Genomic DNA, 25,391 nt, shown 5'->3' with positions numbered 1-25,391 from the left:
CATCTGCATTTTGCTCGGACGCAAAGAGAGTAGTTCTCACTACTTCACTATGTACATTTGAGAGCACCATCTATCAAAGGCCTTTTAGAAACAGCCTAGTTAGCGCGAACTATGTTCTGCGTGAAGGGTTTCGTTTTTCCAAAAATCCCCCTGGCGCCAAGTATTGCTTGGTTGCTGACAAGTAAGGAGTCTATATGACGTCTACGGTATCTACATCCGTACCTACATCTCCAGCTGGTAATACAGCTTCGACAGAGAAAGAAGTAAACCATCCATTTCTTTCTTTGGTCATCATGGTAATCGTTGCAGCAATCGCAACCTACTTTATCCCTGCAGGCGAGTTTGAACGAGTGGTTATGAATGGCCGCACGGTGATCGACCCAGACAGCTATACACTACTGGCAAGCAACCCAACAACATTAGCCTCTTTTTTCGAATCATTTTTTAAAGGCTTCAAATCCGCTTCTGGCGTGATGGGTGTTGTGGTGTTTGTTGGTGGTGCTTTCGGTATCATCAAACACATGGGTCTGCTAGACGCTTCGGTCGTCGCGCTTACCACTAAGCTTAAAAAGCAAGGCTTGTATGTGATCGCACCAGTGATCATGACGGCGATCTTCTTCAACGTAACCTTCACTGGTATGCGTGAATTGGATGTTATTTTCATCTCGTTGATGATTCCGATCTGTATCAAGCTTGGATACGATGCGATCACAGCGTTAGGTGTTGTGCTACTGGCAAGTTGTGCGGGTTTTGCTGCGGCGTTGGCGAACCCATTTTTCACGGGGATTGCACATACTATCGCTGAGCTGCCTTTGTATTCAGGCATGTGGTATCGCTTTATTGTCGGCATGTTTATGCTGCTGACCGGTGCTTGGTATGTGTTGAATTACGCAAGAAAAGTAAAACAAGATCCAACTAACGGCTTGTTACACGGCACGGGTTACCACTACGAATCAAACGTTGAAGCTAAGTCTCTGACGGTTCGTGAGAAGCTAGCAGGTATCGCATTCTTAGGCGTGTTCGCATACATGATCTTCGGTACTCTGACGATGGGCTTTGGCTTTACTGAGATCGCAGGTGCGTTTGTGGCAATGGCGATCATTCCTGGCTTGGTGGCAGGATTGTCTCCTAACAAGATTTGTGAATATTGGACTAAAGGTGTCAGCGATGTATTGGTTGCTGTGTTGATCATCTTCTTTGCGCGTTCGGTGTTGACCATCATGGAAGACGCGAAGATTGTCGACTCGATTATCTACTATCTTGCGCAGATCATTTCAGGCAGCTCTAAGCTTGTTGCGGCGGCAGGTATCTACTTCTCACAAGCCGCGATTAACCTGTTTATCCCGTCGGGCAGTGGTCAAGCGGTGATTACTATGCCAATTATCATTCCACTGGCAGATATTGGTGAAGTGACTCGTCAAGTTGCGGCGTTGGCATCGCAATTGGGTGACGGTATCTCGAATTACATTTATCCAACCAACGGTGGCTTGCTGGCGGTACTGGCGATTGCGAAAGTCCCTTATGGTAAGTGGGTGCGTTTCTTCTTGCCGCTATTCTTGTTCTGGTCGGTGGGCGCTCTGATTTCAGTCGTGATTGCTCAAATGATTGAGTTAGGTCCATTCTAAGGTTTGGGCTTTTAATCGGATAGCTTTGCTTGAAAACATCCAACCAAATACAAAGGCAGCGAATTCGCTGCCTTTTTCGTTCGAGGTGAAGTTAACCGAGATAGAGCATCACTCTTCAAACTGATAAGAGGAGGGGACGACGATGACACCCTGTTTCGAAATGTGGAAACGCTTGGCGTCAGCAAGGCTATCAAGACCAATTTGGGTTCCATCTGGTACTTTCACATTCTTATCTATAATGCAGTTTTGAATGTGGCAATTTTTTCCAATCTCAACATCTTCAAACAGAATACTATCAATCACAATCGCGGCATTGCTGACTTTTACCTTGGGGAAAAAGATAGAGTTTTGCGCTGAACCACCTTCAATCACTACGCCATTCGCGATCATCGAGTTGATGAAAATCCCTTGATTCCCCTCTACCGATGCGATGGTGCGTGCGGGCGGCAGTTGCGGCTCATAGGTGCGAATTGCCCAATCTGGCTGATACAAATCGATTGGCGAAGTTGGCTTTAACAAATCCATGTTCGATTGATAATAAGAGTCGATCGTACCCACATCTCTCCAGTAAGCATCTTGGGTTACGCGCCCTTCTTCGTCACCAAACTTATACGCGTAAACACTGTTGTTGCCGACTAACTTGGGAATGATGTCTTTACCGAAATCGTGGCTTGAGTCTGGATCTTCTGCGTCTGCCAATAATGCCTGTGTCAGTACTTCTTTATCAAAGATGTAAATTCCCATTGAAGCCATGCTTCGAGTTGGCCTTCCAGGTACACATGCAGGGTAACGTGGCTTTTCGGTAAAGTTATTGATTTGTAGGGACTCATCTATCTCCATCACACCAAACTCTTTGGCTTCGTCAATCGAAACCTCCATGCACGCCACAGTTAGGTCGGCCTCGTTCTTTTTGTGCTGATTGAGCATTGGAGCGTAGTCCATGCGATAGATATGGTCACCGGATAACACCACCACATGCTTGGCTTCACTGCGAGAAAGCAAATACAAGTTTTGATAAATCGCATCGGCAGTGCCGCTGTACCAGCTATCACCTGTGCGCATTTGTGGGGGAACATTGGTGATGTATTCGCCGAGCTCGGGGTTAAGCACAGACCAACCATCTCTCAAATGTTTTTGCAAAGAATGAGACTTGTACTGAGTCAGCACCAAAATTTGGCGAAGCCCGGAGTGTAGGCAGTTCGCGAGCGTGAAATCGATGATTCGATATTTGCCACCAAAAGGCACCGCAGGCTTTGCGCGGTTATCGGTTAGGGGAGAAAGCCGAGAGCCAACACCGCCGGCCAGAACGATTGTTAGAGTGTCTTGCATAGTCAGAACCTCAATGTATTTATGATTATGCATATGGTCCTGCAAGCACTGAGCCAAATGTAACTCATTGAATATTAAACAAGGTGGCAATGAATTTTTCGGGACTGCACCAAATTGATGCGTACGAGATATTGGCTTGCTCTATTTTGATCCAAAGAGATCCGAGCAAAGTGAAAAGGTAGAGTTAACAAAATGATGCACGGAAAAGTCGCATTACAAAACTGTCAATAAAATGAAGGAATAAAGTGATCGGGTCGATATAAATTTACACAAATAATCATAACCTTTCACAAATTGATTTCCATCAATAAAGTAGGGGTATTCTGTGATAACTTGCACGCAAAATAAGAAATGATTACTCATTCACCAATAAAATGAAGCCCTCAAGGAAATAATAATGAAAAAAACAGTATGTGGTATTGCGGTTATTGCGGCTCTTATGTCGACGAATGTTCTTGCTCATAAAGAAGGTGATTTCATCATCCGTGCAGGTGCAGCAACAGTATCTCCAAATGACAGCAGCGGCGCTGTGTTGAATGATCCAAATACAGAATTTTCTGTAGACTCAAACACTCAACTTGGTTTGACTTTTGGCTACATGTTTACAGATAACATCAGCTTTGAAGTACTAGCGGCAAGCCCATTTTCTCACAACATTTCTGCAACTGGTCTAGGTGAAATTGCTGATACTAAACACCTACCACCAACGTTTATGGTTCAGTATTACTTTGGCCAAGCAAACAGTGACTTCCGCCCTTACGTAGGTGCTGGTATCAACTACACTGTATTCTTCGATGAGTCACTAAATCAAGGAGCGAAAGATCTAGGTTTAAGCGACTTATCTCTTGATGACTCTTGGGGCTTAGCAGCAAACATTGGTATGGACTACATGATCAATGAAGACTGGTTCCTGAACGCATCGGTTTGGTATGCAGATATCGGCACTACAGCAAAATATAAGTTTAATGGTCAACAGTTCTCAACAGACGTTGATATCGACCCATGGGTATTCATGATCGGTGGTGGTTACAACTTCTAACCTACGATTCAGTTTACTAAGGCGCTCAAGCATCAGCCAGCTTGTGCGCCTTTTTTTGTGTGCTTGTTAATTAAATGCTCATTCTAACCTTCTGTTGTTATGGGTAAAAGAAACCGATTGTCGTCACCTATTGTTAACAAAAGGGAAAGATAAGTGTCATAAGCGGCCTCTATGATCGCGATTCAAATTATGGAGGATATATGAATCGTAAATTTAATAAGCTGACTTTATTACTACCTATCGCAGTAAGTTCCGCTCTGGCTGGATGTTCTCAGTCAACATCATCTACGGCGAATACGCTATCTCAAACCCCACTTGATGCTTTGAGCCTCCAGTGCCAATCCAGCCAACAGCCAATCGCAAGCGATGCTGAGGTCACCGGGCTTACTCTGGTTGGCAGTTCCATTGCTGACGCTCCGTTTGATACTTCTGCAGCCGAAATCGTCAGCTACGATTCATGTACCGATAAATTGTATGTCGTAAATGCTCAAGCAAAGAAAGTTGACGTGCTATCGATGAATACCGATAGCTCGCCAAGCTTTGAAGGCTCTATAGATCTTCAATCAGCGGCTGTAGCTTCGGGGATTGATATTGGTGCAGCGAACAGCGTGTCGACTCATCAAGGATTAGTTGCGGTCGCGATTGAAAATGCGGACAAGCAACAAAATGGCATTATTGCTCTGTATCGCTCAGACACACTAGAGCTGATCACCACTTACACAGCTGGCGCACTGCCAGACATGGTGAGCTTCTCGAAAGACGGTCGCTACATTGCTTCTGCAAATGAAGGTGAGCCGAATGCGGATTACAGCATTGATCCTGAAGGTTCGGTGACATTGGTGGATTTAGCGAATGGGCCGATGCAAGCGAAGGTCACTCAGATTAATTTCAAGGCATTTAACCAAGGTCAGCCTCGTCACCAGGAATTAACCGATAAGGCTCGAATTTCAGCTCCCGATGCGACCGTCGCTCAAGACCTAGAGCCTGAATACCTAACGTTTGCTGACAACGGCAAACTCTACGTTGCCCTGCAAGAGAACAACGCACTAGCAGCGATTGATGTCGCAACGGCAGAGGTGGATGCGATTCTTGGTTTAGGCGGCAAACCTTGGGATAGCGCGCAATTGGATGCGTCGAATAAAGACAAAAATATCGGCAACCTACAAAACTACGCGATGTTAGAAGGACTTTACATGCCAGACAGCATCACTAACTACAGTGTTGATGGCAATACCTACACCGTGACGGCGAACGAAGGTGACGGCCGCGAGTATGGCATCAAGACAACGCAACAAGTGTGTGACGATAAAGGCTTTGAGTGGGATGGCGATGACTATAAAGGCACCGAAAACTACACCACAGAGAAAGACTTTTGTATCGCTTATGTTGATGAAGTACGTGGCAAGAAACTAGATGTTGACGCTAACCACCCATTGGCTGGATCGTTGAAAGATAACAAGCAACTGGCTCGCCTAAAGGTGATTAAGCCACAAGGAACACTTGCTGCTGACCAAAAGGTTCAAGCATTCGGTAGCCGCTCTTTCTCTATTTGGGATGAGTCTGGCGAGTTAGTGTTTGATAGCGGGGATGATTTCGCTCGAATCGTTCTTGAACAAGATCCTGCAAACTTCAACAGCACCAATGATAACAACCAAAGTGGTGACGATCGCAGCGATGATAAAGGGGTAGAACCTGAAGCTATCGAAGTGGCTGAGATCAACGGTAAGCACTATGCCTTTGTCGGCCTTGAGCGCCAAGGTGGCATCATGGTTTACGACGTAACACAGCCTAAGAACGCAAGTTTCATCAGCTACTTGAACAACCGAGACTTCACACAACCAGTGTGCACTAAGGTTGATGAAGACGGTGATTGCGACAACGATACTTACAACTCGAAAGCGGGTGATTTAGGCCCAGAATCAATCAAGTATTTCACTCGTTTTGGTAACCACTTTATTGCGGTTGGCAATGAAGTGAGTGGTAGCACATCAGTTTACCGCGTTGAGTTCTAACCTGGCTTATTACTTGGTATTTGATTGAATCCAAACAAAAGCGCCACGATTTGTTAATTCGTGGCGCTTTTTAGTTCATAGCTTATTAAATCGCTGATTTAGTCGCGATAACAAAAGCCTATGGCTGTTGCTTAGTCGGAGCTAGAGCGATTTCACGGATACATACGTTTTGTGGTTGTTGGTAAGCGAATGATACTGCGCGAGCAATGTCGTCAGCTGCCAATACACCGCCCATGTCTTCTTTCCAAGAATCGTAACCGTCTTTGATCTCTTGAGATGTAGTGTGAGACAGAAGCTCAGTCTCAACAGCACCCGGTGCGATAGTAGTAACACGAACATTTGAAGCGGCCACTTCTTCACGAACGTTCTCAGAAATAGCATGTACCGCGAACTTAGTGCCACAGTAAGCTGCGTGGCTTGGGAATGTTTTCTTACCCGCGATTGAGCTGATGTTGATGATAGTACCTGTGTTGCGTTCCATCATTGGAGCAAGTACAGATTGCATGCCGTTTAGAAGACCAATTACGTTCACATCGAACATTGTCTTCCACTCTTGAGCGTCTTGAGTATCGATTTGACCAAGAAGCATTGCACCTGCGTTGTTGATAAGCGCATCTACAGGGCCAAACTTCGCTTCACCTTGTGCGATTGCCGCATCAAAAGACGCTTTGTCTGTTACGTCTACTTTTACAGATAGAGAGTTTGGTAGGTTAAGCGCTTCAAGGCGGTCAATGCGACGAGCTAGAAGTAGCAGAGGGTGACCTTCATCGCTTAGACGACGAGCGATTGCTTCACCAATACCAGAGCTTGCACCTGTAATTACGATTAGTTTTTTCATTTTATTTCCTCTGTACTTTTATTGCGTCGGTTGGCTACGACGTATTGTTTAAGTGCATTCGAATCAAGTGTTTGTTGTCTTGCTTCGTTGCGATGGAGGTATATTAAGGAAAATAGCATTGTTGATATATAGCGCTTTACTTGAAACACTGTTGCTGTGGTGCAACAATAAAGCGTCTATCTCATAACTCCATTAGTAAGCTGGCGACTATGCTTAATCAAATTAACCTGTCTGATATTCGTTCTTTTGTGCTGATCGCTCGTTTAGGTAATTTCACCAAAGCGGCGGAGGAGTTGGATGTGTCGCGTTCCCACGTATCACGCCAAGTAAGTAGCCTAGAAAAGCAGATGGGTGTAACGCTGTTTATCCGCACTACTCGAACCTTGAGGCTGACTCACGCAGGGCAAGATTTGTACACGAGATGTGAACAAGCCTTAGATAATATAGACCAAGCGCTGATTGCTGCGGTTGATGATGTCGAAGAGGTACGCGGTGACATCAAAGTCAACTGTGTTGGCGGTTATTTAGGCGAAGTGATCATCGCGGATCTGGTCAATGAGTTTATGCAGCTCTACCCAGATATCAGCATCAGCCTTGATTTCAGTAGTAACCGAGTCGACTTGATTGAAGACGCGTTCGATATCGCTTTTCGTATGGGAAGCCTTGAAGATGCGGGCTTCATTGCGAGGAAGCTATTGGACATAGAGATGGGAACACTGGCGAGCCCTGAGTATTTTGCTCGCAAAGGAAAGCCTAACCACCCTAAAGAGTTGATCCATCACGACTGCTTAACCGGCTCGGTGCGTAAATGGAGTTTTCAGGCGCTTGATGACACCAAGAAAACACTCGATGTGCATGTGACGGGTAGGTTGCAATGTAAAAATGGTCGAGTGTTGGTACAAGGTGCGAAGTCCGGGAACGGGATTATTCGTGTACCTACTATCTATTGCTTACAAGAACTTAATGATGGGCAATTAGTTCAGGTGTTTGACGACTGGGTGGTACCTAAAGTGGACTTTTCAGCGATCTACCACCGAGACCGCTATCAACCAAGCCGGATTAGAACCTTTATTGATTTTGTGAAAAGTCGCTTTGAACAAATGCCAGTGAGCTAATCGTGCTTTCTGTATTTTGCTAATAGTGTGACCGGCTTGAGCTTACATCTCGTCGATTTCGTTTTGTAGGCTTTCTAGTTGATCCAGAATCAGTAAGAACTTCTCACCAAATGGAGTGACTTGGTATTCCACTCTTGGTGGCAGTTCGTTGAACATTTGCTTATCTAGAATCCCAAATTCTACATTTCGCTTTAAACATTCATTCAAGACCTTGGTCGATAACCCTTCGACCGAGCGTACCATTTCACCGGGACGATTGATGCCATTTGCCAGTAATTGGTAAACCGTGAGCGACCATTTACAACCGTAGATGGTCTCTACCATGCGAGCGGAACGCTCTGGCGCTGATTTTCTTGAAAAAAAGTTTTCCTGATTTTTCATAAAGATGTACCAATAAGTACCTACCTAACCGATTTGTACTTACTATTCATAGTGTTAGTTCAAAGCCTAAGATTACCACGTTCACATGACTTAGGAGATAACAAAATGAACTTCACTAAAAATGGTATTGCAGTAGTAATCGGTGGCACAAGTGGTATGGGCTTTGAAACAGCGAAGCAGTTGGTCGCTCAAAACATCCATGTGCTGGTTGTCGGCAATAACCCAACTAAGTTAGATAAAGCTGTGTCAGAACTTCAGTCGCTGGGCCACGCTACTGGCTGGCAAGCTAATCTTTATGATGATGCAAGTGTGTCGAATCTTATTGCGCATCTAGAGTCACTTGAAGAGGGTATTGGTTACCTTGTTAATGCGGCTGGCTACTTTAACCCTAAAGCGTTTATCGAACATCAGGAGTCGGATTACGAGCAATACATGCAGCTTAATAAAGCGACTTTCTTCATCACTCAAGCTGTCAGTAAGTTGATGATCAAAAACGGTGGTGGAAACGTGGTAAATGTAGGCTCTATGTGGGCGAAACAAGCTATTAAAGCGACGCCATCTTCTGCGTATTCAATGGCAAAGGCAGGACTACACGCTTTAACACAGCACATGGCGATGGAGCTTGCAGATCACAACATTCGCGTGAATGCGGTGTCTCCAGCCGTCGTTAAAACGCCGATCTACGAATCATTCATTAAGCCAGAAGAAGTGGACCAAGCGCTAGAAGGCTTCAACGCATTCCACCCTATTGGTCGAGTGGGTCAACCGAAAGACATCGCAAACAGCATCTCTTTCCTACTGTCTGACAGTGCCGATTGGGTAACGGGTGCAATCTGGGATGTTGATGGTGGTGTGATCGCAGGCCGCAATTAATCGAGCCGAGTTTTTAATATGGGGGATGCTTTGTTAGCAATTAGCAATTAGCAATTAGCAATTAGCAATTAGCAACTAGCAGCGAAGTCTCCCCCTCGCTCGTTATTCGCGTAGAATAGACATTAGCAAGACAATAATAATTAAAACAATATTTAGAGTAAGGTCGTCATTATGCTCAACATGGACTTTTCAAAGAGATTGGTTATCGAAACCGATAAACTAGATTGGGTTGCAAGCCCTGCCAAAGGAGTGTGGCGTAAGCCCCTAGAAAGAGAAGAGAAAGAATCAGGTCACACGACTAGCGTGGTGAAATACGACCCTCAATCTTCATTCTCTGAACACCCACATCCGCAAGGAGAAGAGATCTTCGTATTAGACGGTGTGTTCTCAGATGAAACTGGCGATTTCCCCGCTGGCACTTATATCCGTAATCCGCCAGGCAGCGCGCATTCCCCATCGAGTAAAGAGGGCTGCACGATCTTAGTTAAGCTTAATCAGTTTGATGCGAGAGACTTAACGCAAGTTCGAGTCAATACGCTCGAAACGGAATGGCTACCTGGTATTGGCGGGTTACAAGTCATGCCATTACATGAGTTTGAGCACGAGCATGTCGCTTTAGTTAAGTGGCCTGTTGGCGAACGTTTTCAGCCGCACCGTCACTTTGGTGGAGAAGAGATCTTTGTGTTGTCGGGCACCTTTAAAGATGAACATGGCGTGTACCCGAAACATACTTGGATGCGTAGCCCTCACATGAGCGAGCATTTCCCTTATGTGGAAGAAGAGACGATCATCCTAGTGAAAACAGGTCATTTGCCCCTGATATGATGATTATCTCGACAAGTAAAATAGAAAGCCGCTTACTAAAAGTCAGCGGCTTTCTGCTTTCTAGTGCCTATTGAGCTTACCTAATACACATTTGAGCATTAGTAAGCAACACCAATACGTTGGCGCGGGAACTTGCCAGCTTCGAGCTCATCAATCATCGCAATAGCGTAATCGCTGACTGAAATTTTGCTGTTACCATCTTCGTCGGTGAGCAGTTGATCGCCACCAGTGCGGTAGGTCGATAGTTTCTCGCCCGGGAATATTTCTGCGGCAGGGCTAACGAACGTCCAGTTAACTTCGCTATTAGATTGCTTGAACACTTCAAGAGCTTCGCCCTGTGCTAGCGCTTCGTTTTTGTAATCCGCAGGGAAGTCAGGAACAGTCACTAGCGGTACGTTTGGCGCTACTTCTAATGAGCCAGCTCCGCCAACCCAAAGTAGGCGATCGATACCGATGCTCGGTAATGTTGCCAGCAATTTAGTCGCAGTGTTTTTTACGATGTCGTGATTACCCAGAGCACGTCCGCCAATCGAAGTAATGACTGCATCAACGCCGGATAGTGCGTTTGCTAGACTTGCGGCTTCATCTTGTAAATCAAATGAACGAACTTCAATGCCTTTGGTTTCCACGCGGCTTGCATCTCTTACAACAGCAACGACCTCGTGACCACGAGATTGAGCTTCTTGAGCGATGTGACTACCAATCCAACCTGATGCACCTAATACTGCAATTTTCATAATGTCTCTCCAATTATCTAATTTATTGAGTCGTTTTCTCGACAGCCATTGCAGTCTAATAGCTCACTAGGTTGCGATAAATATCGCAAAATGATGTAGATTGTATCTATATAGTGATCTAATAAGATTCGATTAGCTGCGAAATAGTTCAAGGAGAGTGTGATGGATAGGTTGACGGCAATGCGTAGCTTTGTCGAAGTTGCGAATTGTGCCAGCTTCACCCAAGCAGCTGAGCATTTGGACATGAGTCGGTTGCAGGTTTCACGTCATGTTCAAGAGATAGAAGGGTGGCTGAAGCAGAGGCTATTACATAGGACGACTCGAAAGGTGAGCTTGACGGCGGCAGGGGAAATCGCTCTGCAGCGCTGTGAGAAAATCCTCCATGAGACCGCTGAGTTAGAAACTACGTCACTCAATCAAACCGATGATCTTTCTGGAACCATTCGAATTGCAGCCCCCATCGGGTTAACTCAGCATATGTTGTTGGATGTGGTCGAGCAGTTCACCGAGCGCCACCCTAACATCACGGTCGAACTGTTTGCCTCAGACCGCTTTACTCAGCTGGTGGATGAGAGGATCGATATTGCACTTCGTTATACCGATCAACCTGATGATAGTTTGATTGCACGAAAGCTAATGGTCATTGATTCAGTGGTGTGTGCCTCGCAAGCCTACTTAGACAAACATGGTGAACCTGAAACGGTCGAGGCGCTTCGACAACACAATTGTTTTCGTCACTTGAATGTTTCTAAGTGGGATTTTGTTAAGGACAATCAACACTATTCGGTTGAGGTGTCTGGCACTATCAAGGCTAATGATGTTGGAGTGCTAACTCGCGCTGCACAGCACGGGAAAGGGGTAGTTCGTTTACCTTGTGACATAGCCAACCCACTGATTGCGAATGGCAAATTGATACGAATGTTGGATGAGTTTGTTTCGCCAAGCAGCGTGCTTTGGGCGGTGTATCTGTCTCGCAGCTATCAGCTTCCGGTTGTTCGTCAGTTCATTGATTTTGCGGCAGAAGCTTGGGCTAGCGATATCAAGTCCGGTGATGTTTGAAACTTCATAGGCAATGATACATAGCGATAGAAATTTAAAAGCCCATAAATACAAAAATCCGATATCAATGGTGATATCGGATTTGAACTCAATAATTCAGAGTTCCAGCACGCTCTCCTCTCACGAAGTCTTTACATGTAATGGTGTACAGATAATCGGGTATTTATCACCTTTTCGTTGATGTCTGGTAAAGGCTGATACAGGCTTCTCGTAATGTCGGATAATACTTGGTCGTAAACTTGCGACACGACACTAGAGATGTCACTGGTTAATTCGTACATGCTATCTGCCGGTTGGGTCGCTTCGTTACTTGATGCGATCTCTGAGAGTGCATGCATCGCTCGCGTACAAACCGGTGACCCACTACTAAGAGGGCAGATAATCGATAACTGGTTGAGTTTTCTGTGTGTCTGAGAGGCGTAGAATTTGAATCTCAAATACTCCTCAGGCTTCTCCATATCCGCCTTCTCTATTCCAGGGATACACATTCGTAATTTGGTCAGGACCTCCATGCAATCTAAGATCTGTTGCCAATTCATGTGGTACTCACGGCTCATGTCTTCACGCTCAGACTGAATTAGCCAGATGATCATTACTTCATCCATCAAGAACATGCTATGGCGAATTGTTTTGCCATGAATCGATTGGTTACGCACCAAGCTACGGTTTTGCCAGTCGCTGTGCATAGCGATGAGCTTGAGGTGATAGATGCGATACATAGGGCGGCTGTCAAACGACACATGCGATTGAAGCAACTCAGATACCTCAAGTATGTTGTCGTAAATCTCGTTCACTTTACGAATCGAGTCGCTAGACAATTTATACGCCAGAGCGTAATGCGTCGCCGCGCGGTGTTTGCGTGATAACAACAATAACTCTCTAAGCAGAACTAAGGTTTCAAACCTGTGTGATAGCGCTGTTTGTCTCTTCCTTGAGAAATGAAACAGGGCTGCAAGTACTAATAGGGATAAACCCACTGAAATAACTACAAACATATTCAACTCCTAACATTTGTATACCTACTTAGTGGTAGTGCAGACACCATGCCAAAATAAATAAGCGTTATATTTCATTGAGTTATGATTTCCCTCAAATTATGGATGATCAATCATGGTGCATGACTTCACCATTCGAGTGAATGTTTCTCATATTTTGCAGGATTTTTTGAGAGGTTACGCTTTTCTAACGATAGGTTGGGGAGGTTTCGGTAAGTAGAGACACTTTGGCGATCCATTTCAGGCTCGTTTCAAGCTACGCAAATTAAAAAGGCCTCACCCTTATATGCTTTTACTCTAAAAGCAGTAAGAGTGAGGCCTTTCAATGTTCACGTCGCAGTGTAGTTGACTTAACGACTAAGTGTTTAGCATTGAGGGCTAAACGTTATGCAAGCTTAAGGTCGAACTCGTTGCGGTACATCACCATATCTTCAATGGTCAGTACTGGCATGTTGTGCAGTTTACCGAAAGCAACGATCTCTGGCGCTTTTGCCATTGTGCCGTCTGGTTTGGTTACTTCACACAGTACACCTGCCGATTGAAGACCTGCCATTTGCATCAGATCCACAGTACCTTCTGTGTGGCCGCGGCGAGCAAGTACACCACCTTTGCGAGCTCGCAGTGGGAATACGTGACCAGGGCGAGCTAGATCTGAAGGCTTAGCCGTTGGGTTTGCCGCTGTCTTGATCGTTGTTACACGGTCAGCAGCAGAAACACCGGTCGTTACACCGACTTTCGCTTCGATAGTTACGGTAAACGCAGTTTGGTTTGCGCTGTTGTTATCAACAACCATAGGCGGAAGTTCAAGTTGGTTTGCTTGTTCGTCAGTTAGACACAAGCACACGATGCCGCTGCATTCACGGATCATTAACGCCATTTGAGCATTGGTTAGGTGTTCTACTGAGTAGATGATGTCGCCTTCGTTCTCACGATCTTCATCGTCAAGTAAAAGTACGCCACGACCTTCGCGTAGAGCTTGCAGTGCGTTTTCAACACGAGTGATTGGTTCGCCAAATTCGGCAAGTAGTGAAGACTGATTCATGGTTAAACTCCTAAAATATCACCAGAATCAGGGCTGTATGAGGGATCTCAACGAGCACAACAAAGCCAACTCATTACAAGTCGGTTCATCATGGTTTTATCCAAAACGAAATGCACACGTCTGAGTTGGAGGCATGAACCCAATAAACAGGTACGCCTTTCCAACTTAAACGAGTGTCTTTCCATTCTCTCTCATCCGGACTATAACCGTCGGCTCTGGCATCTCACCAGATCTGCTGACCTCGACGAATCGAGCGCTCGCGGGCTTATCTTTAGGTTTTGCTAAGGACATACCGCCGGTGGGGAATTTCGCCCCGCCCTGAGAATAAAAATTAATAATCTGTTTTGCTTTGAAAGCAGACCAGATGTTAATCCTTTCAATAGTGGATTTAAAGGACTGACAGCAAAGTTTTTTAGATTCTGGCCTGAGTGTTCACTTTATCAGCAGAACACAATGCCGTTGTGTTTAGTCAGGTCCTGCTGGTCTTTAGTTGATTTTCCTGTCGGTATGCGTATAAGTGGACGGTAAAGATTATTGATGATGAGGTGAGGGTTCACCGAATCAATACTCAGGCTCCCCACTAATCGAATATTGTTACATCATGACGGCGAACCGCTCGTTTTTACATAAAATTGATATTGGCGATGCTAAGCTACGATAGCATCCGACCACTTTATCCAAAAGATCTTAGCCATGACTTCTCTGTTCTCTAACAAATCCAAAGGCTTATTACTGCTCGTTTTAAGCTTGTATTCTCTCGTTCCCTTTTTGATCTTTGGATCTCACTTCGACCTTGGAAGCGCTGTATTGCCTTTCTATGGTGCTGTGATGACATTCGTGACTTATTCAGCGGGTAATCAAGGGTTCTTAATCACACTCGCGATTCTCTCTTTGTTGGTGCTGACATTAAAGTTCTCAAAAGCAAAGCTAGTGAGCCTTTGTTTGCAGCTTGGTATTTTATTGGTGTTAAGCTTTGCAGCAAAGACATTCCTTAAATCATCAACGGAGAGTCCGCGCCCATATACTGAGTACTTAGTTACCCAAGAAGTGGTTGATATGCCGGAGCTGTTTTATGAACTGCCACTAGAAGAAAAGAACGTGGCCATTGAGTCAGTAGAAGATAAGGTCAGTGACTGGCGAACACGTCATTGGCTTGGCGAAACAGACTATTCATTCCCGTCTGGACACATGATTTTCGTGGGTGTTTGCTTAGCATTCTTTGGTGGGTTGTTCTTAGAAGCGAAGCGTTTTTACCTTGTAGGTGGCATGTTAGCTTGGGCTGGTGGTGTAGCGTATAGCCGCGTTTGGCTTGGTATGCATCGCCCTGAAGACTTAGCGGCATCTATCGCTTTTGCAGGCTTAATCTACCTATTAGTGCCACTGGTGCCAACGCAAAAAATAGAACCTTTGTTGCCTAAGTTTCTCAGAACGGATTAAACATTTAAGAAGAGCTTCGTTCTTAAAAGCAAGTTAGTTCCCCCAAAGCAATTTGGCTTTCGTTTAGCAAGCGGAATCTCTGGCTATTGATTGAGCCCGAGTTCTGCTTGTTTCTTTTTGGTTAGTCCCAAAGAGACGATTCGGTGAGACTCCGTGAGGTAGTATCTCAACTCGTCATCCCTTTCTGGTGTGCTCTCAAACAGCTGAATCCACTTCATTCCGCGTGAAGCAAAGTAGGGGGCAGGTTTATACCCTGGCTCTTCTTTGAGAAAATCGAAATTCCGATCAGATGCCTTGAAGATAAATGCAGGCTCGTCGTTTGGTCCCCAACCTCCAATCGCAAACACCTTGCCTCCCACTTTCCAAACGTGAGAGTTATTCCACTGCATCACGTAGCTAGTAGCAACTTGTGACTCGCAAAATGCATTGAATTCATCGTATGTCATAGAGCGCCCTTTCAATAGTTTGGTGTTGGATGGGGTGTTTATTGCCGATACCGCTAGAAGTTAACCAGCTAAGCCTTGCCAAATAGCCGTCAAGCCACTGATAGAACATAGCAGTAAAGAAGCGATACGTATCTTCTCTTTTGAAATCGTTTGAGTGGTTATCATAGCCACTTTGTAGCCTAACCAAGCAGCGGGTAACAAAGGTATTGTGATGATCAAATGGTGGAGCGTGAAGAAGCCAATTGGGATCTGCACGACTAATGAAATGATTGAGCTAAACACAAAGAAAGCAGAAAGGTTACCACGAAGCTGGTTAGCATCTTGGTGTTGAAGCAGTAACGCCATCGGCGGTCCCCCAATACCCGAACTTGTCCCAAAGAACCCTGAGAAAAATCCTGCAATCCCCATCTTCGCGGGTGTTGGCTCCAATCTAAATGGTAGTAGGCTTACAATCACAGCAAACACTACCAGTAAACCTAGCCACAGTGACAATACGCTCGTTGACACCATCACCAACAAAGCACCTCCTGCCAATGAGCCAGGGATTCGGCCTAGCAGTGCGACTTTGAGTCCGCCAATAGAGATGTTTGCGCGGTGTTTTAACGCATTAAATATTGAGATAAATAGGCCAATGAGGCAGATAGGCGCAGGGACATAGTCTGGCGAGACCAAAAACAGCAATGGTGCGGCGACAACAGCCAAGCCAAAGCCGATGGCGGTTTGTACAAACGAACCAACAAAAATGAGTGCCACTGCGATAAGGGCAGTCTGATTTAGGTATTCCATAGGCCTGCGAGTAAGTTCTAAAGGAGCGAATGGATACTATAAATTAAAACGGTAGAAATAGTCTTAATATTCAGTGAGCTTTATGCAAGTTTCGTTAGTTGCGTAGTCAGTTTTTGCGGCCAATAAAAAAGAGAGCGGATATCTCAGGAACTAGTCCATTCAATATCCACTCTCTCATTGGATTGCTTATCGCTATAACTGATTGGGGGAGTCAGTATTAAACGTTAAGCCATTGCCAATTTCAGACGCTCAATTGGCTTGTCATTGATCGGTAAATGGATAAGCGCAGCTGCAAATGCTAATACCACCGTTGACCACCAGATTGGTTCGTAAGATCCGTAGTAATCGTAAATACGACCACCAACCCAAGCACCTAAGAAACTACCTACTTGGTGAGTGAAGAACACCAAGCCATACAAAGTTGATAGGTAACGAGCACCAAATATCTGGCGAACTAAGCCTGACGTTAGTGGAACCGTACCTAGCCAACAGAAACCAATGGCTGCGCCAAAGATAGCTGCGGTTGATTCCGTAACTGGCAGAGTCACAAACGCACCAATAACCACAGTACGCACTAAGTACAATGCCGACATTACATGACGCTTGCTGAACTTATCGCCCATTACACCCCAGAAGTAAGAACCGAAGATGTTGAAGATACCAACGTAAGCCAATGCCATTGCTGCGCTGCTTGCTGGTAAGTTTTTGTCAGCTAGGTAGCTTGGTAAATGTGTAGCAATAAACATCACGTGGAAGCCACACACGAAGAAGCCTGCGTGAATCAACCAGTAACCTCTGTGAGAGAAGGCTTCTGATAGTGCTTCTTTCAATGTTTGATTGTCTTCAACTTGCGTCTGTTTATTCGTTGCGACTTTTGGCGCTCGCATGAAAAGTGCAAATGAGATCATCACGCAGCACAGCACGCCAAACACCTGCATCGCACTCTGCCAATCAAATTCGTTCAACATGTATTGCGCGCCCGGAATCACCGCGAACATACCAAATGAACCGGCAGCCGTGGTTAAACCGAATGCTTTAGCGGCGTGTTCTGCAGGTACCACTTTCGCTACTGCACCTAATACGATCACATAGCTTGTTGCACTCAGTCCAAGGCCAACCAATGCGCCCAATGAAATGTAAAGCATGCTTGATTCGGTAGAAATTGAGGTAAGAAGTAAACCCAAACCGTAAGCACATGCGCCTGCAATAATGATGCGTCTTGCTCCCCATTTGTCAGCGGCCATACCAACAAAAGGTTGGAACACACCGAACAATAGGTTTTGTAGAGCAATAGCGAAGCTGAAAAACTCTCGACCCGTGCCGAAATGCTCTGAAATTGGCATCATGAAAATGCCGAATGATTGTCTGATCCCTAGACTGATAATAAGTGTGCCGATCCCAAGCCATACCAGTAAAGGAAAACGGAAAATGCTCATTCTAATACTCTTAAATTAATGGTGGTGATGTGAGTGGTCTTGCGCAGACATGTTTTGTTCAGTCATATGATGGTGATGCTCGTGTCCTGATTGCTGGTGGCAGCCACTACTCACGGCGTGCTGAGCCAAAAGATCAATCAGTGGCTGACTGTGATGCACAATAACCAAACTAATGACGAGGAATAACGTCATTCTGGCTAGTTGAGCAAAAAGAGATTGTGAAAACATAAGGTGTTTACATGCGCTCTATGTTGTAAGAAGTCGCGCATCATAATGATGGGTGGGATATGTATCAAATGACTATTTGTGATTTAGTCTATGCGTTTTATGCATAGACATATACGTTGCCGGGCTGAGGGTAAAACGTGACAAAAATATGAGAAAACTCGGCACTCATTAGTTCCGACGTAAAAGCCTGCAATTCAATATGGATACTTAGTATCGTGTCTGTAACTGTCTGCTTTATTGAGCTTTTTCATAAAACTGTAAAAACTAATATACAAACTAGTCACCTAAGAAGATCGGCTGTTCGCTCGACTTATCTGTTAAATATCGTAAATTTGGGCCTAAATCGTTTCAACATGACTGAAACGCGATATAAAAAGATTCAGGGAGAGTCATTCACATGGATAAAGATCATAACTTTCGCGAAAACTTGCTCGCATTGGTCTTAGGAAGCGCACTGGTTTCGCTTGGCGTTATCTTTTTCAATCAAGTCGGTTTGCTCACCGGAGGAACCGCTGGTCTAGCGATCTTCATCACCAAAGTGACAGATCTAAGCTTTGGCCAAGTGTTCTTTGCACTTAACTTACCTTTCTATATTTTATCGGTCGCTCGTATGGGCTGGCGTTTCACTATTAACACCTTTATTGCCGTTTCGATAGTTTCGTTCGCAGTGGACCACTTATATCACGTGATTCAAATTGCGGAGATTCATGCACTGTATGCAGCATTACTGGGCGGCGGATTAATTGGTACCGGTATGTTGGTGATTTTCCGTCACAAGATGAGCTTGGGCGGCTTTAATATTCTGGCGCTGTCTTTACAGGAGCGTTTTGGGATTCGAGCAGGCAAGGTTCAGATGGCACTGGACTGTACTATTGTGGTGCTTTCACTGTTTATCGTTGATGCGCCACTGATACTATTGTCTGTATTGGGGGCAGTAGTCACCAACTTGATTCTCGCGATGAACCACAAACCTGGGCGCTACCAACCCGTTGTAAAAGCGGAAGCGGCTTAGTCAGTTTGAGTTTAAGCTTATATTGCAAGCCGTAGAAAACAACAAAGCCAGCATCAATTGCTGGCTTTGTTTTCTGAAAATAGTCATTCAACGCTTAGCAGTTGCCGCAACCGGATTCCGGTTTGAGATCGCAATCAATCACATTACCTTGTTTGTCTAGTGACAAGTTGCAGCACTGTTCAAATAGATTCTTAAGATCGCCACGACTTTTCTGAACGCGAGATTTCACCGTTGAATAGCTGATGTTTTGTGCCTCTGCGATCTCTTTCTGGCTCTTACCCTTGATATCAACGGCAAGCAATAGTGCAGCACATTGCTCGGGTAACGCTTGAATGAAGGGTTCAATGCATAAAGACAAGTTCTGTTTGAACTCTTCATTGTGGTCTAAATCTGCAAACCACAAATCGTCTGCATCAATTTTACTATCACGTTGTTGGCGAGCGTGTTTACGATAGAAGTCGATAATTGTGTTATTGGCTAATTGAAATAACCACGATTTAACACTGCTCGCATCTTGCACCTTGTGTAGGTTCTGAAAAGTCTTAATTAAGATCTCTTGCAGCAAATCATCTACATCGGCGGAATTACTTACTTTAGAGTGAAGGAATGCTTTTAATGTCTGCTGATATTCAGCCCAAACCTGCTCTAAGTCTAAAGATGTGCTATTTGCACTGTTCATTTACGCAACACTCGTCTTGTAAGAAACCAATAACCCCTTCTAGGCATTCATATTCTGCGACACAAAAGAGAGTTCTGCCTTCACGTCGTTGGCTTATAAGGCCTGCTGATGCAAGGCTTGATATGTGGTGAGATAAAGTAGAACCGGGGATACCGAGTTCTTCTTGTAGGCCGCCAACCGCAATGCCTTGGTAGCCAGCTTTAACGACACTTTTATAGATACTAAGGCGAATAGGGTGGCCCAGCTCTTTCAGTGCTTTTGCTACGACTTCTAAGTTCATATTAACTCCTCAAGATTTAATTTCGATAATAGTCGAAATGATTGTCGAATTCAAATATAAAAACAGTGAATACGTAAGTCATTGAAAGTTTGTTGATTTGAAAATTAATTCGATTTTTATCGAAATAAATCTTGATCTGTAACTATTTATTTCTATAATTCGAGAATATTCGAAATTAAGGGTCGGGTACTTTCCTCATAGAGTTCGACCTTCAATCCTGTTTGGAGTTAATTATGAGCAATGAAATGTTAACAATGCTAAAAGACGCGCTTGATATGTTTGCTTTCTTAGCAGTAGAGCTAATCATCCTTTTCTTGGCAATTAGCTACATTGTTGGGATTCTGCAAGAGTTCCTTACGCCTGAGAAGATTCAATCTATCTTGAGCTCACGCAACGGTAAGGGCTATGTGATTGCCGCACTACTGGGGGCGATTACACCTTTCTGTTCATGTTCGACGATTCCTTTCCTAAAAGGTTTGCTGCGTGCACGAGCGGGTTTTGGTCCAATGATGGTGTTCCTATTTGGTAGTCCACTATTGAACCCAGTGATCATTGGTTTGTTTGTGATTACCTTCGGCTGGCAAGTTGCAGCGTTCTACTTCTTAGTGGCAATGACGGTATCAGTAGTCGCAGGTTACACACTGGAAAAACTAGGTTTTGAGCGTTACGTGAAAGCAGAAGCGTATGAATCAACGGGGTCATCTTCAAGTTGCGGTACTAGCTGTGGCGACTCTGCACCTAAAAAAGCAGCACCAGCAAAAGCGGAACCTTCTTGTGGTACAAGCGCATGTGGTGAACCTGCACCAGTAATGGCAAAAGAAAGTGCATGCTGTGGTACTAAGAAAGAAGAGCCGAAAGTAGAAGTATCATGCTGCTCAGCTGATGGCACAGTGACAGCAACAGTCGTTGAGAAGAAAGAGCCTAGCCGCTGGATGAGAATCTGGTTCTCGACTTGGAAAGACTTCAAACAAGTTTTCCCTTACTTGATGATGGGTATTGCAATTGGTTCATTCATCTATGGCTTCATTCCAACTGACTTGATTGCTGAATATGCAGGTGAAGGCAAGTGGTACGCGATTCCAATCGCAGCAGTAATTGGTATTCCACTGTACATCCGTGCTGAAGCTGTGATTCCACTGAGTGCAGCCCTAGTGCAAAAAGGTATGGCCTTGGGGTCAGTAATGGCATTGATCATTGGTAGTGCGGGCGCAAGTTTGACAGAAGTTATTCTGCTTAAGTCTATCTTCAAAAATCAGATGATTGCGGCTTTCCTATTCGTAATATTAAGTATGGCGATTGGTGCAGGTTACCTATACACCTTCATCTTTGGTTAATCTTAGATAACACCATCGATACGAAAATATAGCTAATAAAAAAGAGCTCACCTTGTTGAGCTCTTTTTGTTTTTAAAGGAAAGTAGCAGCGAAATATCACACAGGGTTTGGCAGTGCAGAAGAGGTGCCTTGAGTCGCGAAAGCGTTGGTTGCCAACACATCGCAGTGGTGACGATTAATTGCATCGCCATAGTTGTTGGTGATACCGGGAAATTGAAAACGATACATTGGAATACCAAAGCGACGCTCTCTCTGCTGCCCGATTCGGTCTTTGCTTGTCCAAAGCAGTCGATTCTTCGCGGTGTAAGTCATGCCGTGCATTTTATTGAAATATTCTTCGTGGCTACGCATCTGTTCGTACAACTCAATAATACGCTGTCTAGAAAAGTTCAGTGTTGAGCTGCTTTTAAGCTTGGTTCCCCATCCTGTTAATACCTTTTCCATAAAGTCTCGTGTGACGAGGCCAGGGCCTGTGAGCAACCCTGCACCTTTGCTTCCGCCAGAAGTATTGGCATTACCAACTAAGGTACCGTGTCGACCTGGCATATAGGTAGTGTAATATTGGGTTGAGCGAGATAGGCGGGGCATTCTTGCTTTGAATGCTAGAGAACGTTCGTCTTCCGCAAATACGCAAACGATCTGTTTTACGTTTTTACCAAGTGACTTGTAATCCTTGAAAGCGTTCATTCCACCTGGCACAGGATCGCAAGCAAAAATGTTAACTGGGATATGGCTAAGTTCCGGGTCTTTGAGCATACGGTTTGCCAATTCAAAGCAACTGACACCACCCCGACTCCATCCAACAATGTTCACTTGGCTGATCGGTTTACTCTGGCGCTCGATCGCTATGTTTTGTTGACGAGCGGCAATACCGTGTTTTAGATCTGCGGCTAACTCTTTTGAATCTTTGAGCCAATCTTGATATTTGCGGTTGGTTGCAAAAGGCCAAGCAGATTTCTCTGGGCGGGATTCACTGAGCAATCCCTTAGCTCGTTTGAGGTAATCATTCTTGTCTTGTTGGTTACCGCGTATGATGTTCAATACATGGCGCATATTGCTATCGATACCTTTGCCTTGCAGAGTCCCTCTAATCGCAGAGTATGTGTCGTCCTTGCCTTGCTTTAACCATTCGTTTTGGTTTCCGCTGCCAACGCCGTCTACCTGGATATAGTCAATCATGTCTCGCCCAGTAGTATTCTTCGCCAATGTTGATATCAGCTCGCCAGACACATAGTTTTTATGGTTATTATCTTCTGAGTTGGATCCTGTTCCACAGAAGAATACGGTAAAAATCGACATGTATTCCCTTAAATAAATTCACCGAAATTATTTAAAGTATAACTATCGAATCAAAAGCTTGGAGCTCAACGACTTAATATTCTCAAAGGTCAGACCAACAGATGAAATAAATGGAACGAAGCGCAAGTTTTATAAATTCGTTGTTTGGTCAGTTCTATTGAGCTCCGGCTCTCGGTTATACCCGTCAAGAAAGATCAATCGAAGTGTCATAATACTCAACCCTATTTTGTCTAGTATCAAACAGCAGGCTGATTTTGCTCTAGTACCGAAATCTGAGGCCTACACTTTGTATAGATACTTGCTGTTTAGGAGCCACCTATGAATAGCGGGTAATTTATAGCGATCGCTTACGAGCTTAGATTGAGGTTTATAGGAGGGAGTATGTTTGCAATACATAGGGAATATGAGTTACAGAATCAGCAACATTTTCATGCCCACATTCAAGTAAAGCCAACCGGAAATTTAGAGTTTGAGATTTTAGAGTCTCATGAGCATCATGATACCGACTTTAATCACTTGTCTTTTGAAACTGAACAAGGGAAGACTAAAGTGCTTGGGCGGGATGAAAGTGGTCAACAGACAGATTGGCAACTCTTATTGGCAGAGGAAGATGCAAAAGAGCTAAATCATCTGGTGGTATTGGCATCGGAGCAATACGAGACATTAATGCGAGATCTCATGTGACGGGGCAAGCTAACGATAAACCGTAGTTGTTAACTCACACCAAAAATAAAAAGCCCGGCGAATAGCCGGGCTTTGTTCACAGTGATTGTGTATTTCGTCTTAGAAACCGCGAATATCAAGCTCATTGTTGATCAACACGACGCACTGAGAAGCGAACAGCATGTTTGGACCTAAACTGATTTTCTCTGTACCTAGACGCTTTAAGCTGTTGTAGCTTTTCTTCGGCATAGGGATGTGGTCAGTGAGAAGGAAACATGGGTTTTCAGCAATCTCTGCATCACGGATAAAGTCACCTTTCTTATCCATCATGTACAGCTGGTGGTCTTCAGCTAGCTCTTTAACCAGCTTTTCAAAACTCATAGTACGAACAGTGATGCCCGGCTCAACCTGACGCGTCTGTTCTTTAGTCATACCTTGAGAAGCGTCAACCGCTCTTACTACCGCTGATAACAATGCAAACTCGTGGAAGCCACCAATGTTGGTGATCTCGTTTGAATCGAATGTAATCGTACGTGAAAAGTCTTTAGTACTTTCTAATACAAGGTGCACGGTGACATTCTCACGGTGAGATTGAGCAACGAAGATCGTGTTCATCAGAGTATGAGCCAGAATCTCAGTATGAGCATCTTGCCCAACACCTTCTAAGATAAGTTTGCTCTCTGTAGGGGCTGCGCGAGCGCGTAATACGAATGAACGCATGGAATGTACCTTGTCAGTATGTGATAAAGCGAAACGGCCTTATCAACATGAATTGATGAATAACCAAAATTGTGGCGGTATGTAACTCTTTTCTATTAATGAAGTCAAATAGAGTTGCGTATAGTGACAACCAGAAGAACTCTGCTTATTAAATAGATGATGACCACATTACAAGATGGTTAAGGTTGAAGCGACCCAATGTTAACGTAGATAGTATGTGCAAATTATTAGGTAGCTTGCAAAAGGAAGTAGTCAATGAAGTTACAGAAGATCAATAAAGAAGAATATAGAAAGAAGATGAACCTGTTATTGGTTTCATTGGTTGGTTCACTCGCCGTGTTCGCCATTGTATTCGGAACCATACTGATTGAACTATTCGGTTCAGGACAATCAATCGCGGGTGAATCGACAGGTAATTTCCACTTGAACGTACTAGGTGTGATCTTATCTGTTGCATTGAATGCATTTATCGCGAATCGTGTGAAAGGGCATGATTACTTCAAAGAAGCGCTTTATGTATGGAACCTTAAACAAATCCATAATCAAATCTATCGTAAGCTCAAGCGTATTCAACCCAAAGCTGAACAAGGCGACCGAGACGCGCTGACCATCCTTTACTTCTATTACACCACGCAAAAACAGGTATACGACCTAGACAACAACACATTGACGATAAAAACAGTTCAGCAATCGCTAGATAAGATCTTAGAATTGAGCGAGAAATGGAGCATTGAGCTAGATATAGAGGCTTTTTCGAAAGATCTAGTCGCAAAGTTTTAAGCAATATGCCCATTATTGTATGAGCTTTGAGCGACGAAAGAACCTTTTGACGTAAAAGTATCCACTTAAGCAAGTTTTTTGAATTTTTATCAAAAAAGGGGTTGCCATGTTTTCGATGATCTCTATAATGCCGCCTCACTGACACGGCAGACGCCACAAGGCTTCAGCGAAGAATGTTAGTAAGGCAACTAGCTTTAAGCGATGATTCGCTTCTACTTTTAGAAAGTAGGGATTAATTCCAAATAAGTGTTTGACACTGAGAATTAAGTCGCTAGAATGGCCGCCTCTTACGAAGTGACGCAAGTCACAATGAAGAGAAGCTCTTTAACAATTTAAACCTATCAATCTGTGTGGGCACTCGTTGATGAATATCAAAACGTTTTATCGTTAGATAAAACAGATTCTTCGGAATCAAAATGAT

Annotated in this window: 26 protein-coding genes and 1 riboswitch; of the genes, 12 read left to right on the top strand and 14 right to left on the bottom strand. The window is 44.4% G+C overall.

Features of this window, described 5'->3' with window-relative positions; translation table 11 throughout:
* The first annotated feature begins 194 nt into the window (after window positions 1–194).
* Entirely contained in the window at window positions 195–1,625 is a 1,431-nt protein-coding gene (locus F0228_RS16915) for a Na+/H+ antiporter NhaC family protein (protein ID WP_061033841.1), read from the top strand.
* Window positions 1,626–1,733: 108 nt separating this feature from the next.
* Here the strand turns inward: F0228_RS16915 and glgC are convergent, their stop codons facing one another.
* Window positions 1,734–2,954, bottom strand: a complete 1,221-nt coding sequence (gene glgC / locus F0228_RS16910; RefSeq protein ID WP_171762527.1) for a glucose-1-phosphate adenylyltransferase — start codon at window positions 2,952–2,954, stop codon at window positions 1,734–1,736.
* A 397-nt stretch (window positions 2,955–3,351) separates the two neighbouring features.
* On the opposite strand from glgC, the gene ompW reads away from it, so the two are divergent.
* Window positions 3,352–3,993, top strand: a complete 642-nt coding sequence (gene ompW, locus F0228_RS16905) for an outer membrane protein OmpW (protein WP_008216576.1) — start codon at window positions 3,352–3,354, stop codon at window positions 3,991–3,993.
* Window positions 3,994–4,193: 200 nt separating this feature from the next.
* Window positions 4,194–6,005: a choice-of-anchor I family protein gene (locus tag F0228_RS16900; RefSeq protein WP_171762506.1), complete on the top strand. Its 1,812-nt coding sequence runs from the start codon at window positions 4,194–4,196 to the stop codon at window positions 6,003–6,005.
* A gap of 118 nt (window positions 6,006–6,123) precedes the next feature.
* Here F0228_RS16900 and F0228_RS16895 read toward each other — a convergent pair whose 3' ends face one another.
* Window positions 6,124–6,843 (bottom strand): SDR family oxidoreductase, encoded by a 720-nt coding sequence (locus tag F0228_RS16895; RefSeq protein WP_050643750.1) that lies wholly within the window; start codon window positions 6,841–6,843, stop codon window positions 6,124–6,126.
* Window positions 6,844–7,052: 209 nt separating this feature from the next.
* On the opposite strand from F0228_RS16895, the gene F0228_RS16890 reads away from it, so the two are divergent.
* On the top strand, window positions 7,053–7,958 hold the full coding sequence (locus F0228_RS16890) for a LysR family transcriptional regulator (protein WP_105057928.1): 906 nt from the start codon (window positions 7,053–7,055) through the stop codon (window positions 7,956–7,958).
* A 42-nt stretch (window positions 7,959–8,000) separates the two neighbouring features.
* Here the strand turns inward: F0228_RS16890 and F0228_RS16885 are convergent, their stop codons facing one another.
* Complete coding sequence (locus F0228_RS16885) at window positions 8,001–8,339, bottom strand: helix-turn-helix domain-containing protein (protein WP_004741127.1); 339 nt, start codon at window positions 8,337–8,339, stop codon at window positions 8,001–8,003.
* Between the two features lie 105 nt (window positions 8,340–8,444).
* On the opposite strand from F0228_RS16885, the gene F0228_RS16880 reads away from it, so the two are divergent.
* Both F0228_RS16880 and F0228_RS16875 read left to right on the top strand, forming a co-directional pair.
* Window positions 8,445–9,212, top strand: a complete 768-nt coding sequence (locus F0228_RS16880; RefSeq protein ID WP_048659026.1) for an SDR family oxidoreductase — start codon at window positions 8,445–8,447, stop codon at window positions 9,210–9,212.
* A gap of 171 nt (window positions 9,213–9,383) precedes the next feature.
* Window positions 9,384–10,037, top strand: a complete 654-nt coding sequence (locus F0228_RS16875) for a cupin domain-containing protein (protein WP_171731400.1) — start codon at window positions 9,384–9,386, stop codon at window positions 10,035–10,037.
* 98 nt (window positions 10,038–10,135) lie between these two features.
* On the opposite strand, the gene F0228_RS16870 is transcribed toward F0228_RS16875, so the two are convergent.
* Complete coding sequence (locus F0228_RS16870; protein WP_136974127.1) at window positions 10,136–10,774, bottom strand: NAD(P)-dependent oxidoreductase; 639 nt, start codon at window positions 10,772–10,774, stop codon at window positions 10,136–10,138.
* Between the two features lie 162 nt (window positions 10,775–10,936).
* On the opposite strand from F0228_RS16870, the gene F0228_RS16865 reads away from it, so the two are divergent.
* Entirely contained in the window at window positions 10,937–11,833 is an 897-nt protein-coding gene (locus F0228_RS16865; RefSeq protein WP_171762505.1) for a LysR family transcriptional regulator, read from the top strand.
* Window positions 11,834–11,964: 131 nt separating this feature from the next.
* Here the strand turns inward: F0228_RS16865 and F0228_RS16860 are convergent, their stop codons facing one another.
* Together F0228_RS16860 and ribB are read right to left on the bottom strand one after the other, a co-directional pair.
* A complete protein-coding gene (locus F0228_RS16860) occupies window positions 11,965–12,828 on the bottom strand; it encodes a hypothetical protein (RefSeq protein WP_171762504.1) in 864 nt (287 codons plus the stop codon).
* Window positions 12,829–13,213: 385 nt separating this feature from the next.
* A complete protein-coding gene (gene ribB / locus F0228_RS16855) occupies window positions 13,214–13,870 on the bottom strand; it encodes a 3,4-dihydroxy-2-butanone-4-phosphate synthase (RefSeq protein ID WP_171762503.1) in 657 nt (218 codons plus the stop codon).
* A 179-nt stretch (window positions 13,871–14,049) separates the two neighbouring features.
* Window positions 14,050–14,200, bottom strand: a riboswitch (FMN riboswitch).
* 363 nt (window positions 14,201–14,563) lie between these two features.
* Between ribB and F0228_RS16850 the strand changes: the two genes are divergently transcribed.
* Window positions 14,564–15,307, top strand: coding sequence for a phosphatase PAP2 family protein (locus F0228_RS16850; RefSeq protein ID WP_171762502.1), 744 nt, complete (start codon window positions 14,564–14,566; stop codon window positions 15,305–15,307).
* Window positions 15,308–15,390: 83 nt separating this feature from the next.
* Here the strand turns inward: F0228_RS16850 and F0228_RS16845 are convergent, their stop codons facing one another.
* From F0228_RS16845 to F0228_RS25835, 4 genes are all read right to left on the bottom strand, one after another.
* Window positions 15,391–15,753: an MmcQ/YjbR family DNA-binding protein gene (locus tag F0228_RS16845; RefSeq protein ID WP_171762501.1), complete on the bottom strand. Its 363-nt coding sequence runs from the start codon at window positions 15,751–15,753 to the stop codon at window positions 15,391–15,393.
* A gap of 60 nt (window positions 15,754–15,813) precedes the next feature.
* Window positions 15,814–16,539, bottom strand: coding sequence for a sulfite exporter TauE/SafE family protein (locus F0228_RS16840; RefSeq protein ID WP_171762500.1), 726 nt, complete (start codon window positions 16,537–16,539; stop codon window positions 15,814–15,816).
* A gap of 224 nt (window positions 16,540–16,763) precedes the next feature.
* Entirely contained in the window at window positions 16,764–17,975 is a 1,212-nt protein-coding gene (locus tag F0228_RS16835) for an MFS transporter (RefSeq protein ID WP_116870952.1), read from the bottom strand.
* Between the two features lie 15 nt (window positions 17,976–17,990).
* Window positions 17,991–18,203: a hypothetical protein gene (locus F0228_RS25835; RefSeq protein WP_081090368.1), complete on the bottom strand. Its 213-nt coding sequence runs from the start codon at window positions 18,201–18,203 to the stop codon at window positions 17,991–17,993.
* Window positions 18,204–18,600: 397 nt separating this feature from the next.
* On the opposite strand from F0228_RS25835, the gene F0228_RS16830 reads away from it, so the two are divergent.
* On the top strand, window positions 18,601–19,215 hold the full coding sequence (locus F0228_RS16830; protein WP_171762499.1) for a YitT family protein: 615 nt from the start codon (window positions 18,601–18,603) through the stop codon (window positions 19,213–19,215).
* 94 nt (window positions 19,216–19,309) lie between these two features.
* Here F0228_RS16830 and sigZ read toward each other — a convergent pair whose 3' ends face one another.
* Both sigZ and F0228_RS16820 read right to left on the bottom strand, forming a co-directional pair.
* Entirely contained in the window at window positions 19,310–19,894 is a 585-nt protein-coding gene (gene sigZ, locus F0228_RS16825; RefSeq protein ID WP_171762498.1) for an RNA polymerase sigma factor SigZ, read from the bottom strand.
* Complete coding sequence (locus tag F0228_RS16820; RefSeq protein ID WP_004741113.1) at window positions 19,878–20,174, bottom strand: metalloregulator ArsR/SmtB family transcription factor; 297 nt, start codon at window positions 20,172–20,174, stop codon at window positions 19,878–19,880. The genes sigZ and F0228_RS16820 overlap by 17 nt, the downstream gene beginning before the upstream one ends.
* Before the next feature lie 233 nt (window positions 20,175–20,407).
* Here F0228_RS16820 and F0228_RS16815 point away from each other — a divergent pair, with 233 nt between their 5' ends.
* Window positions 20,408–21,508 carry a permease gene (locus F0228_RS16815; RefSeq protein WP_061033824.1) on the top strand — a complete coding sequence of 367 codons (1,101 nt, stop codon included), beginning with the start codon at window positions 20,408–20,410 and terminating at the stop codon, window positions 21,506–21,508.
* Window positions 21,509–21,604: 96 nt separating this feature from the next.
* Here the strand turns inward: F0228_RS16815 and F0228_RS16810 are convergent, their stop codons facing one another.
* Entirely contained in the window at window positions 21,605–22,807 is a 1,203-nt protein-coding gene (locus F0228_RS16810) for a hypothetical protein (protein WP_171762497.1), read from the bottom strand.
* 381 nt (window positions 22,808–23,188) lie between these two features.
* On the opposite strand from F0228_RS16810, the gene F0228_RS16805 reads away from it, so the two are divergent.
* Window positions 23,189–23,491, top strand: coding sequence for a hypothetical protein (locus F0228_RS16805; protein WP_171731408.1), 303 nt, complete (start codon window positions 23,189–23,191; stop codon window positions 23,489–23,491).
* 99 nt (window positions 23,492–23,590) lie between these two features.
* Here F0228_RS16805 and trmY read toward each other — a convergent pair whose 3' ends face one another.
* Window positions 23,591–24,190, bottom strand: a complete 600-nt coding sequence (gene trmY / locus F0228_RS16800; protein ID WP_171731409.1) for a tRNA (pseudouridine(54)-N(1))-methyltransferase TrmY — start codon at window positions 24,188–24,190, stop codon at window positions 23,591–23,593.
* A gap of 255 nt (window positions 24,191–24,445) precedes the next feature.
* Between trmY and F0228_RS16795 the strand changes: the two genes are divergently transcribed.
* A complete protein-coding gene (locus F0228_RS16795; RefSeq protein WP_171731410.1) occupies window positions 24,446–24,970 on the top strand; it encodes a DUF3087 family protein in 525 nt (174 codons plus the stop codon).
* Window positions 24,971–25,391 lie beyond the last annotated feature (421 nt).

Origin of the sequence: Vibrio sp. 99K-1, from assembly GCF_013114585.1 — a bacterium.
Classification (GTDB): Bacteria; Pseudomonadota; Gammaproteobacteria; order Enterobacterales; family Vibrionaceae; genus Vibrio; species Vibrio chagasii_B.
The sequence above is the reverse complement of the archived record's forward strand: the minus strand, read 5'-3'. Positions and strand labels throughout refer to the sequence as shown.